The organism is Peribacillus sp. NPDC056705 (assembly GCF_043656335.1).
The window spans coordinates 14,056-31,739 of sequence record NZ_JBHTYI010000031.1 but is presented as its reverse complement, the minus strand read 5'-3'; the positions used below and the strand labels follow the sequence as shown (position 1 = coordinate 31,739).

The following is a 17,684-nucleotide window of genomic DNA, read 5'->3' as shown; positions in this document are numbered from 1 at the left end:
AGGAGGATAATATGGCAGGCTTTATCGGCATACAAGAATTTATTCAAGATTACGCTGAGAACACGGCAGGAATCCTTGGTCTGGATATAACGGTGCTTGATGAAAAGGGCGTTCGCATTAGCGGAACCGGCTACTATAAAGACCTCATTGGCAAAACGGCTCCGGAAGGCTCCTTTTTCAGAATGATATTGGAAACAGGGGAGCCTGGAGTGGTTTACGATGTGAAAAAAAATGAGTCGCAATGTAGGAGTTGTAAATTCGTGAATCAATGCAAAGAGCTCGCGACCATTGGGTTTCCTATTGTAAAGCAAGATAAACCGGTTGGCGTCATCGGCATGATTGGTTTTTCCCTTGAACAAAAGGAGAAAATGGTTTTAGAATCAGAGAACCTAATACAGTTTTTAAGCAATGTTAGTACATTGCTGGTCAATAAATTAGCAATGCTGGACCTTGGTAAAGAACAGGGTTGCAAAATTCAAGAAGATATACCGACGCCCCCGAAATCCATTACTTTTGAACACATTCTTGGTAAAGATTCCGGGCTTCAAGATGTTATTAAAAAAGCAAAAAGGATTGTCAACAGCCCATCCACAGTGTTGATTAGGGGAGATAGTGGTACGGGGAAGGAATTATTGGCTAAGGCGATTCATTTTGAAAGCAAGCGCCGAATGCATTCTTTTGTAGCAGTTAATTGCGCTGCCATACCTGAAAGCTTGTTAGAAAGTGAATTGTTTGGATATGAGGGCGGATCATTTACTGGCTCAAGGCGGAATGGGAAAATGGGGAAATTCGAATTAGCGCACAACGGAACCATTTTTCTTGATGAAATTGGAGATATGCCGCTTTTCTTGCAGCCAAAGTTATTACGGGTTTTACAGGAAAAAGAGATTGAAAGAATCGGTGGTAATAAAGCGATCGAGATTAATGTACGGGTGATTGCGGCCACTCACCGCAACCTGGAGGAAATGGTGAAAAACGGAACCTTTCGCGAGGATTTATATTATCGTCTCAATGTCCTCCCTCTCCATACCAAACCATTGAAAAAGCGGCGTGATGATATTGCTTTGTATCTCGAACATTTCATTCGTAAACATTGTATGATCATGCAAAGGAATCCACTGAGACTTGACCCCATGCTGGAACGGTGGCTCATTCGTTATGATTGGCCTGGGAATATACGGCAATTGGAAAACGCAGTTGAATATATGGTGAATATGGCCGAATCGGATATTGTGGGCTTTCAAGATTTACCTGACTATCTCTTTCAACAGGATCATCTCTCTGTTGAGTGTAGTGGATTAAGCTTAGAACAAATGATTTCAGAATATGAAAAAGACGTAATCCAGAGCTATTTCCTGGCTGAAAAATATCGAGATGACAAAGAACAGATTGCCAGGGAACTACAGATTAGCCTCTCTACTCTATATCGCAAGTTGGAAAAGTATAAATTATGTTAACTTCATCTTTACTCAAATAATATTAATGCGGGGAAGTGCTTATAGCATTTTCTCGGCTGAATTATAAGTGGAAGGCAGAGGTATTTTGTTGGTTGACAGAAAATTTTAAAAATTAAAAAGAACAACAAGGTGAGCCTGCATACCAATTGTATGTGAACTATGAGTAAACAGGGGGATACACTATGGGGAAATTAGAAGCGGAGATAAGCAATACCCTAGAAGGTCGAAATCAAAAATCATCATTACAAAGGAAGCTGAAATCCAGACATTTAACGATGATGGCCATTGGCGGCGCTATTGGAACTGGATTGTTTGTATCCAGCGGATCGACGATTAGCACTGCGGGGCCGGGAGGAGCGCTTGCTGCATACATACTGGTCGGTATCATGGTCTATTTTGTCATGAATAGTTTAGGGGAGCTATCGGCCTTCTTACCGGTCCCGGGGGCCTTTGATATATATGCATCAAAGTATATTGATCCTGCGTTAGGCTTTGCGTTAGGTTGGAACTATTGGTATACAACTGCGATAACGGTTCCTGCAGACTTGGTGGCCTCTACCCTTATTATGAAGTATTGGTTTCCAGACTCACCTTCCATATTGTGGAGCGCACTATTTCTCGGTTTGTTGCTAATCTTAAATGTTTTATCAGTCAAGGCTTATGGTGAAAGTGAATACTGGTTTGCCGGTATTAAGGTCATTTCGATCATCGTGTTTCTCGTTATTGGGGTTGCCATGATTTTTGGAATTATGGGAGGGCATGCGGTCGGGTTCAGTAACTTTACCCAAGGGGATGCTCCTTTCCATGGCGGGCTTATATCTATCTTTAGTGTAGTGCTCATCGCCGGCTTTTCGTTCCAGGGAACAGAAGTGATTGCGACGGCCGCAGGTGAAACCGAAAATCCATCGAAAAACGTGCCGAAAGCGATCCGGTCAATCTTCTGGCGCATCCTTATTTTCTACGTGCTGACGATTTTTGTTATCGGTTTGATTATCCCTTATACGGATCCAAACCTGCTTAAATCCGGCGTTGAAAATGTATCTATCAGCCCTTTCACGCTCGTTCTTCAGAGAGCTGGGTTGGCATTTGCCGCTTCCGTAATGAATGCAGTGCTTCTTACCTCTGTATTATCAGCTGCAAATTCAGCAATGTATGCTTCTTCACGTATGCTTTGGGCTTTAGCAAAAGAAGGGAAGGCACCACGAATCTTTGCTAGTCTTAATCGGAAGGGAATTCCCATGTTGGCGCTCTGTGCAACGGCAATTATAGGACTAGTCTCTTTTTTGGCTTCCCTTTTTGGAAATGGTTCCGTTTTTATTTGGCTGATAAATGCTTCAGCCCTTACCGGATTTATCAAATGGTTCGGGATTGCCGCTAGTCATTACCGCTTCCGTAAAGCATATGTAGCACAAGGCCGAGATCTAAATGAATTGCCGTTTAAAGCCAAATGGTACCCTCTGGGCCCGGTTATCACACTGTTATTTTTTGTGGTTTTCATTCTTGGACAGACTCTTTTTTTCGGACATCAGATTGGCTGGGCGGAAATACTGGCTACCTACATTGGTCTACCTATTTTCTTACTTCTCTGGTTGGGTTATAAAATCATTAAGAAAACAAAAATGGTGCCGCTTATGGAGTGTGATTTTGAGCGAAAAGAATAAGCGGGAAGGCTGTGTCATGTAAGCGTGGCATTCAGAGGGATATTACATTCAAGTCCGTTTTAACGGGATTACAAAAAAAGAGGTGGTTTATATGATAAAAGAAGCAGTCATAACAAAAGAAGCCCCCATGGCTATCGGTCCTTATTCACAAGGTATTAAGGCAGGAAATATAGTGTACACTTCAGGGCAGCTCCCAATTGATCCTGAGTCTGGAGAAATGCCAGATGATATTGAAGAGCAAACAAGGGTGTCATTGGGGAATCTTGAAAAGGTTTTAGAAGCGGCGGGATCAAGCTTACAGCAGGTAATAAAAACAACGGTTTTTTTAAGCGATATGGATCATTTTGCCGTGATGAATCAAGTATACGGAGAGTTTTTCCCTGATAATTATCCGGCAAGAAGTGCGGTTGAAGTTGCTCGTTTACCTAAAGATGCTCTTATTGAAGTAGAAGCGGTGGCTATTATTTAATGATATATAATTGAAAAGGGAAGGCAGATTGATATTCAATTTTCTTTAATGTAAATATGGCCATTCTTAAACAAAGGCTCTTTTCGTAAAGATTGTTGTTTTTAAAAACTAAACGATTTAAGGTTGATGGAGCGCAAGTGTGAGACTTCTGCGGGAGCAGCGGGACAGGTGAGACCACACAGGCGGATACGCCGATCACCGCCCGCCCCGCGGAAAGCGAGCATCTGGAGGGAAATCAACCACAGCGCTTTACTTGGTAAACAGCAACAAAGTATGCGAAAACAGCCAAAACAAAAAGCATCAGGAGGAGTTTTTAAAAATGAATTTAGCACAATTTCCCAGAAAGCGATATACACCAACATATACACCGATTGAAAGGTTAGATCATTTTTCTGAAGTTCTTGGGGGCCCATCCATTTATGTTAAACGAGATGATATGCTTGGTTTGACGGCTGGGGGAAATAAAACAAGAAAACTGGAGTTCCTTGTTGCCGATGCATTGGATAAAGGCGCGGATACGTTAATTACATGTGGAGGCATCCAATCCAATCATTGCCGTTTAACATTAGCGGCAGCGGTTAAAGAGAAAATGAAATGCATTCTTGTGTTGGAAGAAGGTCTTGCAAATTCTGAACCAGATTTTAACGGTAACTATTTTCTCTATCATTTATTGGGCGCTGAACAAATCAAAGTAGTGCCTAATGGAGCGGACTTAATGCAGGAAATGCAGAAAATAGCTAAAGAGGTAACAGAGAATGGACATAGCCCGTACATCATTCCGGTTGGAGGATCGAATGTCATTGGTGCAACGGGATATGTGGCTTGTGCACAGGAGATCTTGGCACAGTCCTTTGACCAAGGAATTGATTTGAAAGCAGTTGTTTGTGTAAGCGGCAGCGGAGGAATGCATGCTGGTTTGGCCGCAGGATTTCATGGAAATCAAAGTGGAATATCAGTAATTGGGATAAATGTAAGCAGAGGAAAAGCTGAACAAGAAGAGAAAGTTCATCAGCTAGTTAAAGAAACGTTAGCACACATCGGGATTCCACATTCAATTCCTCGTGAGGAGATTACGTGTTTTGATGAGTATGTCGGACCGGGTTATGCTTTGCCTACACCTGAAATGGTGGAAGCAGTCAAGCTAATGGCAAGAACGGAAGGGATTTTGCTGGATCCGGTATATACGGGTAAAGCGGCAGCGGGACTCATCGATTTAATACAAAAAGGCACCTTTAAGCCTAAGGATAACATTCTATTTGTTCACTCTGGCGGTGCTTCATCGTTGTACGCCAATACTTCTCTCTTTTATTGAATTATATGGCGATAGTGTGAAGCAAAAAACAATAGAGCTTCTGTTCTAAGTAGAGGTATATAGAATCAGCCCAATGAAGCTGTACCATAGGAATGAACTTATCTGATTTGCTATAGACTTTAACAATGCTTTCTCCTGGTGTGGGATAGAATATGATGAAGTTATCCCGTAAATAGACCATTAAATAAGGTTTGTTATGTGGTTCGTTAAAAATGAGCTGGCTGAAAATTTCCGGCTCATTAGAATCATAGTTTTTAGGAAAACATTCACCATAATGTACATGTCCTTTCCTTCCACATATTCAGTTTTTTAGTCGCTGGTTCGATTCCATCGGCTTCCAAATGGAGCTTTTTAAATCAATGGATGGAAACGAATTTACTCCTCAATTCCTCTTCCGTTACTTCGATCTTTCCTTTCAAATCTTCAGCCAGTAATACATAACTTTTCACGCCAATGAATTCTGAATGTGATATTAAAAAGAATTTTGTTCCTTTTTTATATACAGAAGGAACATCTTCAATCAACTTAAACATTTTCATCCTTTTTCCACCTTGGATATCATAAATTCGAAACGCGAGTATTCATAACTGCTTTTGTAGTAGACGTAATAGCATTGAACAAGTTGATGAGGAATTGGTCACAACTAAGATATAATTTCTTCTTTTCCCTTTTTATATCATTGATATTTATGAGCGGTCAACTATTATTTCCGGTCGATACAAGAAGTGGCTGGCATTGCCAACTGTTTGCGAATTAAGAGTATTCCTAACTTTCTGTGGAACTGCCTATCGTTGAATGTTAAAATTCAATTGGAAAACAGTGTTTCCTGATACATAAGAAAGAGAAAAGAGAGGGCAATCAATTTGTTATTTCTCTATGGAAAAGCTCTCAAAAAGTGATTTTGGAAGGTGTGGAAATATTGAAACCAATCATATTTGATGTTGATACTGGGATTGATGATGCCATGGCAATGGCATATGCTTTAAATTCTCCGGAATTGGAAGTGCTCGGATTCACCACTTGCTTTGGTAACGTGCCCGTTGTTGAATCGACCCGCAATACACTTGCCGTTTTGGAAAAATTAAATAGGCGCATTCCGGTTTTTGAAGGTGCTGACCAAACCTTGGTGCGTGGAAGGAAGAAGAAATATCCGAAGCATGTTCATGGGGAAGACGGGTTAGGAAATACTCTTCAGTTTGAACCAACCATCAAAGCATCACAAGGAAATGCAGTAGATTTCATTATCGATCAAGTGAAAACCAGACCGCATGAAATTACGATTATTGCAGTTGGACCACTGACTAACATCGCATTGGCGATTAAAGAAGCCCCAATGATCATGTCATTAGTAAAAGAGGTCGTTATTATGGGCGGTGCCGTAAACGTACCAGGAAATGTAACGCCCTATGCTGAAGCGAACATAATATCAGATCCTGAAGCAGCTGATCAGGTATTTGCTTCAGGACTGCCAATCACCCTAGTGGGGCTTGATGTGACACTCCAAACATATCTGTTGAAATCGAAGCTCGATGATTGGCGGGCCACTGGTAAGGAAAGCGCCAAATTTTTAGCGGAAATGACCGATTATTATATGAAAGCATATGAAAATTCCCATCCAGGCTTAGGCGGTTGCGCCCTTCACGATCCGCTTGCTGTCGGGGTTGCGGTTGATTCAAGTTTTGTGAATGCAGAACGGATGAACGTCAAGGTGGTGACCGAAGGTGAAGAAACAGGCAAGACAATTGGCCAAAAGGATGGCGAATCTAGAATCCGCGTCTGTACAAATGTTGAAAGTGGTCGGTTTTTGAAACATTTTTTGGAACGGGTTATATGACTAAGCAACGTAATTGAATCATGTATTAAGTATAAAGGCCATCACTTTTCCAAAAACCTATGGGAAGAGATGGCCTGTTTCTGTTGGATAGACCCATTCTCGCTATATGACGTATTCCTACGCCGAAATAATAGACCGAAAAAAGAGGAATCAGTTCAAAATATCTTTGTAAAAAAGGTCCCCCGTTCAATCGGATGTCCATTTTTGAATGATTTGGGGTCGATCATTTCTAAAGGCGAACAGTATGGAAACGTTTGATTTTCAGGCTTTAATCAAACGTTTGATTAATTGACTAAAAGAAGTCTAAAGTCCCTATCATTAGGGTGTAAACCATATTATTGGATAATGGTTCGGGAATATTAGGTATAAGGAACCTTTTTTACCATAAAAAGTAAAAAGTTAAAATAAAACTAAAAAACGGGTTTAAAGATTTGTAAAAACAGGTACATAGACTTTCGTAATGCCATATTTAGGTTTTTTTGTATAATCATAATTTACCATTTTTCGACTTTGCGCTTATTTATATGGCAGAAAATGTATGGTTCTATTAAAATGTACTATATAAGATAAAAGGAGGGTTTTTTCTATGTCACAAATTCGTGTAACACCTTCGGAACTGAAAGATGTAGCTAGACAATACGATAATGAGAGCCAACAAGTAACGGATATGATTGGTCGTTTAGATAGAATGAGAGATCATTTAACTGGTATTTGGGAAGGTTCTTCCAGTGAGGCTTTCGTAGGCCAGTACGAAGAATTAAAGCCTTCATTCATGGATATGGCACGTTTGTTGAATGAAGTTTCTCAACAATTGAATAAATCAGCTCAAATCCTTGAAGACACGGATAATCAGATTGCTAGTCAAATTCGCGGATAATCATTAGGTCAATGAGATAAAGAATTTTCTAGGAAAAAGCGCCGCGACTCTTTATGAAGATCGTGGTGTTTTTTTGCTTTAAAAGAGGTGGTTTCCATATATATTCAACTGACGATCGATTTAAAAAGGTATACAGGGGAAGTGTTTGATTTGCAAGTGTCGAATTACCGCTCCATCAAGAAGGTTGTGGAAATAATATGGCAGGTAAAGGGTATTGCCAGTGCACCTAAAGAAGGCTATTGGGTGCGGGTCCAGAATAAAGAGTTCGTATGTTCAGGTTATGAAACCCTGCTTGATAGCGGAATTACGACGGGGGACCGCCTTGAGATCCTCTAATGGATTAAGTGTGGACTCTTTATAGGAAAAAAGTCTAAAGCCCTTTAGCAGGGGTAAAGGAGTTACATATAATGGATGAGAAAAAATCCTCATATCTGAAGAAAAAAACAGAAGCTGAAATGATGAGGGATGATAAGGGGCATTCGTTCGTTTTCCAACGGGCAAAACTATCGATGCAAGACCCACTGGAATTACAGCTTATTCATGAAGCGGATGATGCTCTCCAGAAACATATAGAAGTGACAGAGGACGAGGTGCAGATCAGAGTAAATCCACCAGCCTCTTTTTTTGTTTTTTCAAAAGCTAAAGATAAAAATCCATTGAGTAGATGGTTAGCGTCTTATCAAATCTTGAAGAAAACCAGGAATCATGAATTGAGTCGCCTGCAACTAGTCGTCTGTCCAGAAAATATCATCTTTGATTCAAGCTTGGCCCCATATTTCCTGCATTATGGCGTAAAAGACAGTTTGCCTCCTTATGAGAATGATCAAGATGAGCTATTTAAAGAAACGAAGGCAACGATTTCAGCGCTTGTGGATGGGCAGTATACATTCGAAGAGTACCTGCATTACCATAAAACACTGAAACTATCGAATGAATCACAAAGTATATTGTTTTCGGGAACTTGGGATGAGCTTTCCATGGTCATTCAAAATCGGATAGATGCTTTAGAGAAGGAAGAAAAAGCATTTGTGCATATCCCTGAAAAGAAGTGGAAAACGGGCTGTTATACACTTTGGGGTACGGTGATCGTTCTAGTGCCACTGCTGTTGTTCACGATTTACACACTATTTTTCTCCCACCCTAAGCAGGAAGCATATGTAGCAAGCGGTGAAAGCTTCTTAAAACAAAAATACAGTGAAGTCATTGACCGTTTGGAAAACTATGATCCGAAAAAAATGCCGTATGTCGTTCAGTATGAACTGGCGAAGTCCTACGTCACTTATGAGCCGTTAGATGATGTCAGGAAGAAGAATGTAGAAAATGCAATCACATTGCAAACCGATAGTCAGTATCTTCTATATTGGATTTATATAGGCAGGGGCATGAACGAGGACGCGATCGATTTGGCGAGAATCATGGAGGATCGTGAATTGATTATGTATGGGCTGGTAAACCAGAAAGAACAAATTAAGTTGGACGATAACCTTTCAGGGGAAGAAAAGGAAACGCAAATTAAAGAAGTTGATACTGAGTTGTCCCAATATGAAAAGGAAATAAAGGAATTGCAAAAGCAAATGGAGGAACAGCAAGATCAGAACCAGCCTTCAACAGAATCGAAACTAGAGGATAAAGGCGCAGCGGAGGCAAAACCTGCTGTAAAAGAAGAAGCGGAAAAGGAATCTGCTTCCAAGGATTCCTCCAATAAATCATCTGAAGAAAAAGAGAAAAGCAAAGAGTGAGCAATGGGCCTTTTTGCGGAGGTGAGATTTAATGAGTTTATTATGGATTTATTCTAAGGAGACCTACCAATCCTTTACGATCAAGGACGATCATAACGGTCCAATTACGATTGGGCCATCAAAACAGGATACGATCACGGTTTATTCCATTCCCTTTGAACATGGTTCCATCAAGCTAAAAAAACAGGAAGGACTTGATGGATATGAGGTGTTTAGAGAGGACAAGAAGCTTGGCGATGTAAAGCCATTCCAAAGCTTCACCTTTCATGAAGGAGAAGAAACGGTCGGGATTTTTTATACAGCAGGGGAATTGGAAGAAAGCCTCTATTATATAGGCAATTTGAAAGAAATCACTTTATCGGCCAAGGTGGGGGCGACTATTTGTAAAGAAGGACCAGTTTCAGGCAATGGATTTTCCTTTTTGCTTCATAAAGGGCAGTGGCTTCTCAAGCCAAAGGAAAATAGCACGATATTCCTGAATGGTGAAAGGGTGACGAAGACTGTTCCCATTCAAAATGGTGACCTGATTTGCTGGCCGAATATGGCGCTGAGGTTGGTTGAAGGCGACTTATTGATGATTCACTGTGCCGAGAGCTATGAAACATCTTTATCTAAAATGAAGAAGCCAATTTCTGAAATGAAAAAAAACTATCCACAATATCGCAGGACACCAAGGATGATCTACGAATTGCCGGATGAGAAAGTGACAATATCTTTTCCGAGCCAGGAATCGGAAGATAATAATAGAGGGTTATGGCTAATCCTTATGCCGCCTTTAATGATGTTAATCGTCATGGGGGTCATCACGGTCATTCAGCCTCGGGGCATTTTCATCATCATATCGATTGTGATGTTCACAACGACTTTAGTTACCTCGACTGTACAATACTTTAAAGACAAAAAGAAGCAAAAATCCAGAGAAGAAAAACGCCAACGTGTATATACCAGGTATCTAGAGCAGAAGAGGGAAGAATTGCAAGAGCTGTCTGAGACACAAAAGAATGTGCTTTTCTATCATTACCCTTCCTTTGAAAGGATGAAGCTTCTCACTGAAAGTATCAGCGACCGTATATGGGAGCGAACTTTGGAAAGTGAAGATGCCCTGCACTTTAAGATCGGAACGGCGAAAATACCCTCAAGTTATGAGGTATCGGTAAATAGTAGCGATATGTCCAATCGGGATATAGATGATTTACTTGAGCAGTCGCAAGAACTTGTGGATGTATACAAAAACCTGGAAGATCTTCCGTTATCCATCGATTTATCAAGCGGATCGATGGGCCTGGTCGGAAAGGAATCGATTGTTAAACGGGAGCTGCAACAATTGATTGGGCAGCTGGCCTTTTTTCATAGTTATCATGATGTTCGATTTGTGGCCATTTTTCCGGAAAAGGATTACCAAGACTGGGAATGGATGAAATGGCTCCCTCATTTTCAATTGCCGCATGCCTATGCAAAAGGCTTTATATATAATGAGCAATCACGTGACCAGATACTGACCTCGATTTATCAGCTATTGAGGGAAAGGGATTTGGATGAGAACAAAGGGAAAGTGAGATTTACTCCCCATTTTGTCTTTATTGTCACGGATCGTAATTTAATTGCGGAGCATGTCATATTGGAATATTTAGAAGGTAAAACAGACGATTTAGGTATCTCGACGATTTTTGCAGCGGATGCAAAAGAAAGTTTGACTGAAAATGTCCATACGCTTGTGAAGTATATAAATGATCTTGAAGGTGAAATTCTCATCCAGCAAACGAAGGCGGTTCATACTCCTTTTAAACTTGATGCCCATTCAAAAGAAGGGAATGAGCGATATGCACGTACGCTGCGTTCACTAGATCATCAAAAAGGCATGAACAATTCCATACCGGAAACGGTATCATTTCTGGAATTATTGAAAGTTCGTGAAGTGGAAGATCTGCCTATTAGCCAAAACTGGCGGACCAATCAGTCTTCCAAATCCTTGGCTGTTCCCATTGGATTGAAAGGGAAAACGGATAGGGTTGAATTGAACTTGCATGAAAAGGCCCATGGCCCCCATGGATTGGTTGCTGGGACGACAGGGTCGGGGAAAAGTGAATTACTGCAAACCTACATCCTATCATTAGCCGTTCATTATCATCCGCATGAAGTTGCTTTTTTGCTCATTGATTATAAAGGTGGGGGAATGGCACAGCCATTCAGGCAGATTCCGCATCTGCTCGGAGTCATTACGAATATCGAGGGAAGCAAGAACTTCAGTGCCAGGGCACTAGCCTCCATCAATAGTGAATTGAAGAAACGCCAGCGCTTGTTCGATCGATATGAAGTCAATCATATCAACGATTACACGGACTTATACAAAGAAGGCAAAGCGGATGAACCGTTACCGCATTTATTTTTGATATCAGATGAGTTTGCGGAACTTAAAAACGAAGAACCGGATTTCATCCGTGAATTAGTGAGTACGGCGCGTATTGGACGGAGCTTGGGAGTTCATTTAATTCTTGCTACACAAAAGCCGGGCGGTGTAATTGATAACCAGATTTGGAGCAATGCCCGTTTTAAAATTTCCTTGAAAGTGCAGGATGCCAATGATAGTAAGGAAATTCTTAAAAATAGTGATGCAGCAAATATTACTGTCACCGGACGGGGATATTTGCAGGTAGGAAATAACGAGGTTTATGAATTGTTCCAGTCTGCGTGGAGCGGTGCACCATATTTAGAGGATACGGTTGGATCTGAGGATGAAGTGGCACTTGTCACGGACCTCGGCCTTGTTCAAATCTCAAATGTATCGGAACAGATCACTAATAAGAAGAGAGAAAAGATTAGTGAAATTGAAGCCGTGGCAGATCGAATTGTGGCGACACAGGAAGTAATGGATATTAAGAAGCTGGCAAGCCCATGGCTGCCGCCTCTTTCAAATCGTTTATCGAGAAATGCTGAAAGAAGCTTGACGAGCAATCAATTCCACTTGGGAATGAAGGATGAGCCCGAATTGCAGCTCCAGACAAATTATGTATATAACTGGATTGAAGATGGAAATGTTGGGGTTTTTGGTTCTTCCGGATACGGCAAATCAACCACCGTTTTGACACTTCTTTTTAGTTTTGCAGATCAATTCAGTCCAAAAGAGCTGCATTATTATATTTTCGATTTCGGGAATAGCGCTCTATTGCCAATGCGACAGCTGCCTCATACAGGGGAATACTTCAGGTTCGATGAGTTAAGGAAAATTGAAAAGTTCATGTTATTCATGAAGGGGGAAATGGAAAGGCGTAAGCAGCTTTTTTCAGAAAAGGAGCTTAGTAACATAAAGCTTTATAATGCATTAGTGGAAGATAAATTGCCGATTATTTATATCGTGGTCGACAATTTCGACTTAGTGAAGGATGAGATGCAAGACCAGGAAGCGCAATTCGTTCAGTTTGCACGTGATGGACAATCACTTGGAATATTCATGATCTTAACGGCAACGAGAATCAATGCGATTCGCCAGCCGTTAATGAATAGCCTTAAGACGAAGGTCGTCCATTACTTAATGGACAGTTCGGAACAATATTCAGTTTTGGGGAGAACCCCTTATGAAAATGAACCTGTTCCGGGTAGGGCGTTGGTGAAAAAGGACCAAACCTATCTAACGCAGGTTTATCTACCGGCCGATGGTGCGGATGATATAGCCGTCTTGGAAGAAATGAAACAAGCCGTGGCAGAACATAAGGTTACATATAAGGAAACAGCCAAACCGCCGGCGATTCCGATGTTACCGGCACATCTTGATTCCAGAAGCTTCAAGAGTTACTGCTCACAAGCCATTAAGAAGGATTCCATTCCAATCGGGCTTTCAGAGGAAAGGGTTGCACCTGTTTTTGTGGAGATGAATTCCAATCCATTCCTGCTTGTCGTAGGACAGTCACGTAAAGGGAAAACGAATGTCCTTAAAGTGCTCTTGGAATCGATGCTTACACAGGAAATTGGGGAAATTGGTTTATTTGACGGAGTTGACCGGGGTCTATCTTCTTATGCTTTAGAGGAGAAGGTGAGCTATGTGGAAACAAAAGATCAGATAACCGAATGGCTCGACCATATCTCTGAAATATTTGAAGAACGTGAACGAAGTTATCTAGCGGCATTGGAAAATAAACCGATGAAGCAACTGGAATTCCCTCGGATCTTGTTTGTCATAGACAGCATTTCAAGGATCCAGCAAACGATAGACGGCAGGATTCAGGATAAGATCAGCAGTTTGATGAAACAGTACAGCCACCTCGGGTTTAGTCTGATTGTCGCTGGAAATGCCAACGACTTCACGAAGGGGTATGATTCTTTGACAACCGAACTGAAACAAGTCAGACAGGCTGTTTTGCTTATAAAAAAATCGGACCAAAGCTTGTATACCCTCTCCTATTCCAGAAAAGAAGAAGAAATACAGCCGGGTTACGGATACTTTGTGCTGAATGGCCAGGAGAGTAAAATCCAAATACCACTAAGTGAAGAAAGAAGGAGAGTGCAAGAGAGTGTCTGAAAAAATAAAACCGATGCTATTAATCGGTAAAATACTGGTGATCTTAGCGCTGCCGATCTTGTTTTTTTCTTATATTGGCCAAAATCCAATGAAAAAGACAGAAACGGCTTCTCGTGAAATCGCCATTGTAAATGAAGATAATGGCACTGAATTTAATAATAATCCTATTTTCGTGGGCTCAGAGCTTGTTACTACATTGGACAAGGATTCTGAATATCAGTGGTTTGTGGTTAATAGAAGTACGGCGGAAAGTGGGCTTGCAAATGAAAAGTATGATGCAGTAATATATTTTCCATCCGATTTTTCAGAGAATATTTATACGTTCGATGATGAACAGCCTGTCAAGGCGGGGATAAAATACAAGGTACAACCTAGTTTGAATGCAGAGAACATGGAAAAGGTACAAAAGGAATTAGAGAAGACAAAGAGTAAAATGAATAAGCATATTTCAACACAGTATTGGAGCTATGTTTCCCAATCGGTAGAGGACATCCGTAAGAAGTTCGATAATGTCCTTGCTAAAGAAATCGCTTTTCAAAACACGATGTATGAGTTTTATACTCCAAGCTCGGAAAGCCTTGCCGGCGAAATCAAGCAGCATAAGGACATGCTTGAAGGAGTCTTTGCCCAAACGAAGGATGCTGGTAAAACGAGTAATGAAACAATGGATGAAATAGGGAACACCAAGACTCAAATGGCTTCCTTTGTAGAAGATGTAGTTTCTTTTGAGGAATATCAAAAAGCTCAAAGTATTCTTTTTGAGAAGGCTTCGGCTCAAAATCAGCAACTTGTCAATGAGAGTGTTCAATCATATGACAAGGTGCTGAATGAAGGGAACCAGTCGATACCGGAGATTCAGCAAGGGATGAATACGAAATACAGCCTTAATGATCAAGGCATTAGTGAGAATGTTGGTATCATGCAGCAGAAGATTGATTCCAGCAGTAATGAATTGGAACAATTTTCGACAAACATGAAAGACAAACAAGTAGAACAAATTGCGAAAATCACCCAAGATCAACAAAGCTCGATTGAACGATTGAAACAATCGGAAGAGGCGGGTCTTGATAACCTTCAGTCTACCTTGCTTGTGCAAAGAGGGAATCTTGCAAGCAGCTCTGGTGATGGGGAAGTCATTGGTGAAGGAACGACGCCTATAGAAGATATCGAAACGGAAACGGGCAAAGATGAATCGGTTGCTGCACCTGAAAAGAAGGACCCGATTGATGAACTGTCGCTACAGGTACTGCTGGATCAAATCACTGGGATCAACACGGCACTTGAAAGTTTGGTGCCGGCAGAAGGAAGTGAAGGAGCTGCTGAACAAATCAACATCCTTACAGCAGAACTCCAAACGGAAATCAATAATCTCAGCGGAACGGTAAACGGAAGGACAGGAAATTATAACCAAGTGATAACTGAGTTCAATACACTGGTAGATTCGTATAATGAGCTGCTGGCACAGTTTACGCAATTACAAGCTGATTATAATGAACTCGGCACGAATTATAAGGATTTAGGTGACCAATGGAAAAAGTCACAGGAAGATATTCGAAAATTACAGGACATCCAGAGTATGACAATCGATGAGGCCATCGCAGAAATCAAGACTCTCGAACAGTCACTTCTTGGAAAAGTGGGGGGAGAAAGGCGAGCGGTGCTGGTGAGGGCCTTTGAGAATCCTATCACCAATCGGGATTCAACTACCCTCCTTGCCTATTACGGTTCACTCTCATCTTATGGGGAATTGGCTGAAAGAGTCACGGAAGCAAATGTAGATAAGGTATTTGCAGCCAATATAAAAGAATTGGAAAACTTGAAAAATGGGGTTTCCGGAAACGTAGATGAAGAAGCGAAACTCGTTAAAGCCAGCTTAGCAGGAGTCAATGAGAACTTCGGCATGTTCTCAGAGTCCATTAAGGGCTATATGAAAGAATATGATGCCAACGTTGAAACGGGGCAGAAAGCCACTTTAGCTGAATTAGCGGCAATTACCGGCAAGGCTCAAGAAGTGTCTGCCAATTTGTCAGATCATATGGAAATTCCTGAAATGGAGGCTGAACCTCCAGTTAATCTTGATGGAGAAATGTTTGTATCACTTCAAGACAATACGGCAACAACTGTCGGCTTCATTTCCGAACTTGTCAATTCTGTAGCGGAACGACAGGACACGGTCACGAAGGATACAGCTGACCTGCAAGCGAAAGTGGGGTCAGTACAGGAAAGGGCCGATCAGCTTAATGACAATTGGTCCCAAAATGTAGACTCAACCGAAAGAATCAAGACGGATGTATATAGTGTCTTGAATAATACTCTAGTCGATGATCAGCAGAATGGGTATGTGTACGAATATTTAGCGAATCCCGTACAAATCAGCGGGGAAGTCCTTCATCAGGAAAAGGTTAATATCCCGCCGATCGTCATGTTGGTGATCATTCTCATCTCTGGGTTATTGATTGGTTTCTTCCTGCATCATTACGAAACCATTCCAATGATGGTCCATGCGGCCTTGTTTACCTTATTGAACCTGATCGTAGGTTTAATCATCAGCATGTATGGTTTGAAGATCTATCCGCTGGGAGATATGCAGGAGATTAAATGGACCGTATTCACCGTCCTGCTTTTATTCTTCTGTGCAGCGTTTACCCGACTAGCGTTCTCGATTGGGCCGTTTGTCGGGGCTATCCTGGTGATTGGTTTGATCAGTTTCTTTACCATTCCATTATTGGATTTAATCATGCCTAATTTCAATGTAGACCACCCGGTTGCGGACGTATACATGTCCATACAATTCGGTAATCAGTCGGCATTCATTCCGGCTAGTATCATCTTGATTGTGCTGACGCTTATTGCAACGATCATCCCATATATGGTGAAGCGTCTTACAGAAAGAAGAGCAATGGCCCATGAAGTGGAATAAATATGTAGTGCCTGTCTTGCTCATCCTGTTTTTTAGCCATGCACCTCATGGCGGGGCGGTAGAGGAACCCATGGTGGAGCCTAATGAATATCATGAAAAGGATATTGATATTCAAACGGAGTATTTCCATGAAGAAGGATTGTTGGAACAGAAGCGGAAACTGCCTGAAGAACAAAAGGACCTCACTTTTGAAAGAGGGAAATATGATGCCGTTGACTCGGTGAAGGACTCACTGTTTCTGTCTCCTGTAACGGAGAATCAGAATAATACCATCGCTTCAAAATCAGAACAGCTTGGATTATTCTCGGAAGCCGCCATTCGAACAAGAAGCGAAAAAGAAACAGAGCCTTCCCTTAATTTTGACCTGACGATATTGCTCGGCATCATTTTGGCACTTTTGGTCGTTTGTTTGTTTTTTATCCTTATCCCGAAAATGGGGAAGCTGAATGGTGATGTTAATCGAAAATGAAAACAGCCCGATTCCTGGCATAAGTCAGGAATCGGGCTGTTTTGCTACATATCCATAACGGTTTTAATAAGCCCTAAAAGAAGGGCGGCTGCGAAGATTAAAATGAAAAATTTTTTATACATGATCAGTACCTCTTATATCTTATGAGTGGATTGCATTCATTTTAGCATAAACAAGACAGAAAGGAGGTCTCCTTAAAATGTACTGATCGGTGGGGCGTGGCTTCATTGCCTTGATGATCGGTGCAGAAAATTATGAAAAGGTGGACCATTTATTGGAGTTTGCCTGCCGTTTTTTTATGGCTTGTACAATTTGGACGTTGATTTCCGCTCAAGAAACTCGCTTTCCGCGGGTGGTCAGGGAGCCTCCTCGGCTTGCGCCTGCTGGGTCTCACTAGACCCGCATTTCTAAGCAGGAGTCCCGTACCTTTCTC

Annotated in this window: 12 protein-coding genes; 11 read left to right on the top strand and 1 reads right to left on the bottom strand. The window is 41.4% G+C overall.

From position 1 onward, the window contains the following. Positions 1-11 precede the first annotated feature (11 nt). The 4 genes from ACFRAK_RS23300 (at position 12) to cuyA (ending at position 4,899) form a co-directional block, all read left to right on the top strand. Positions 12-1,457, top strand: a complete 1,446-nt coding sequence (locus ACFRAK_RS23300) for a sigma-54 interaction domain-containing protein (RefSeq protein ID WP_387604993.1) — start codon at positions 12-14, stop codon at positions 1,455-1,457. 182 nt (positions 1,458-1,639) lie between these two features. Next, positions 1,640-3,118: an amino acid permease gene (locus ACFRAK_RS23295; RefSeq protein ID WP_387604994.1), complete on the top strand. Its 1,479-nt coding sequence runs from the start codon at positions 1,640-1,642 to the stop codon at positions 3,116-3,118. Between the two features lie 91 nt (positions 3,119-3,209). Continuing rightward, complete coding sequence (locus ACFRAK_RS23290) at positions 3,210-3,587, top strand: RidA family protein (RefSeq protein WP_387604995.1); 378 nt, start codon at positions 3,210-3,212, stop codon at positions 3,585-3,587. 319 nt (positions 3,588-3,906) lie between these two features. After that, entirely contained in the window at positions 3,907-4,899 is a 993-nt protein-coding gene (gene cuyA, locus ACFRAK_RS23285; RefSeq protein ID WP_394572581.1) for a D-cysteate sulfo-lyase, read from the top strand. Positions 4,900-5,255: 356 nt separating this feature from the next. On the opposite strand, the gene ACFRAK_RS23280 is transcribed toward cuyA, so the two are convergent. Then, the gene (locus ACFRAK_RS23280) at positions 5,256-5,438 is read right to left on the bottom strand and encodes a hypothetical protein (protein ID WP_387604973.1); all 183 of its coding nucleotides are present in this window, start codon (positions 5,436-5,438) and stop codon (positions 5,256-5,258) included. A 380-nt stretch (positions 5,439-5,818) separates the two neighbouring features. Here ACFRAK_RS23280 and ACFRAK_RS23275 point away from each other — a divergent pair, with 380 nt between their 5' ends. From ACFRAK_RS23275 to essA, 7 genes are all read left to right on the top strand, one after another. Continuing rightward, entirely contained in the window at positions 5,819-6,733 is a 915-nt protein-coding gene (locus ACFRAK_RS23275; RefSeq protein WP_387604974.1) for a nucleoside hydrolase, read from the top strand. Positions 6,734-7,319: 586 nt separating this feature from the next. Continuing rightward, positions 7,320-7,610 (top strand): WXG100 family type VII secretion target, encoded by a 291-nt coding sequence (locus ACFRAK_RS23270; protein ID WP_034306171.1) that lies wholly within the window; start codon positions 7,320-7,322, stop codon positions 7,608-7,610. A gap of 96 nt (positions 7,611-7,706) precedes the next feature. Next, positions 7,707-7,946, top strand: a complete 240-nt coding sequence (gene yukD / locus ACFRAK_RS23265; RefSeq protein WP_387604986.1) for an ESX secretion system protein YukD — start codon at positions 7,707-7,709, stop codon at positions 7,944-7,946. A gap of 71 nt (positions 7,947-8,017) precedes the next feature. Further along, positions 8,018-9,349 (top strand): type VII secretion protein EssB, encoded by a 1,332-nt coding sequence (gene essB, locus ACFRAK_RS23260; RefSeq protein ID WP_387604975.1) that lies wholly within the window; start codon positions 8,018-8,020, stop codon positions 9,347-9,349. A 31-nt stretch (positions 9,350-9,380) separates the two neighbouring features. Then, on the top strand, positions 9,381-13,862 hold the full coding sequence (essC, locus tag ACFRAK_RS23255) for a type VII secretion protein EssC (protein WP_387604976.1): 4,482 nt from the start codon (positions 9,381-9,383) through the stop codon (positions 13,860-13,862). Further along, complete coding sequence (esaA, locus tag ACFRAK_RS23250; RefSeq protein WP_394572580.1) at positions 13,855-16,782, top strand: type VII secretion protein EsaA; 2,928 nt, start codon at positions 13,855-13,857, stop codon at positions 16,780-16,782. The genes essC and esaA overlap by 8 nt, the downstream gene beginning before the upstream one ends. Beyond that, positions 16,769-17,251: a type VII secretion protein EssA gene (gene essA / locus ACFRAK_RS23245; protein WP_387604978.1), complete on the top strand. Its 483-nt coding sequence runs from the start codon at positions 16,769-16,771 to the stop codon at positions 17,249-17,251. The genes esaA and essA overlap by 14 nt, the downstream gene beginning before the upstream one ends. Positions 17,252-17,684: the final 433 nt, after the last annotated feature.

Coding starts and splice junctions, on each gene's coding strand:
- ACFRAK_RS23300 (WP_387604993.1), top strand. CDS start 12: ATGGCAGGCTTTATCGGCATACAAGAATTTATTCAAGATTACGCTGAG.
- ACFRAK_RS23270 (WP_034306171.1), top strand. CDS start 7,320: ATGTCACAAATTCGTGTAACACCTTCGGAACTGAAAGATGTAGCTAGA.
- ACFRAK_RS23295 (WP_387604994.1), top strand. CDS start 1,640: ATGGGGAAATTAGAAGCGGAGATAAGCAATACCCTAGAAGGTCGAAAT.
- ACFRAK_RS23280 (WP_387604973.1), bottom strand. CDS start 5,438: ATGAAAATGTTTAAGTTGATTGAAGATGTTCCTTCTGTATATAAAAAA.
- cuyA (WP_394572581.1), top strand. CDS start 3,907: ATGAATTTAGCACAATTTCCCAGAAAGCGATATACACCAACATATACA.
- essC (WP_387604976.1), top strand. CDS start 9,381: ATGAGTTTATTATGGATTTATTCTAAGGAGACCTACCAATCCTTTACG.
- ACFRAK_RS23290 (WP_387604995.1), top strand. CDS start 3,210: ATGATAAAAGAAGCAGTCATAACAAAAGAAGCCCCCATGGCTATCGGT.
- essB (WP_387604975.1), top strand. CDS start 8,018: ATGGATGAGAAAAAATCCTCATATCTGAAGAAAAAAACAGAAGCTGAA.
- essA (WP_387604978.1), top strand. CDS start 16,769: ATGAAGTGGAATAAATATGTAGTGCCTGTCTTGCTCATCCTGTTTTTT.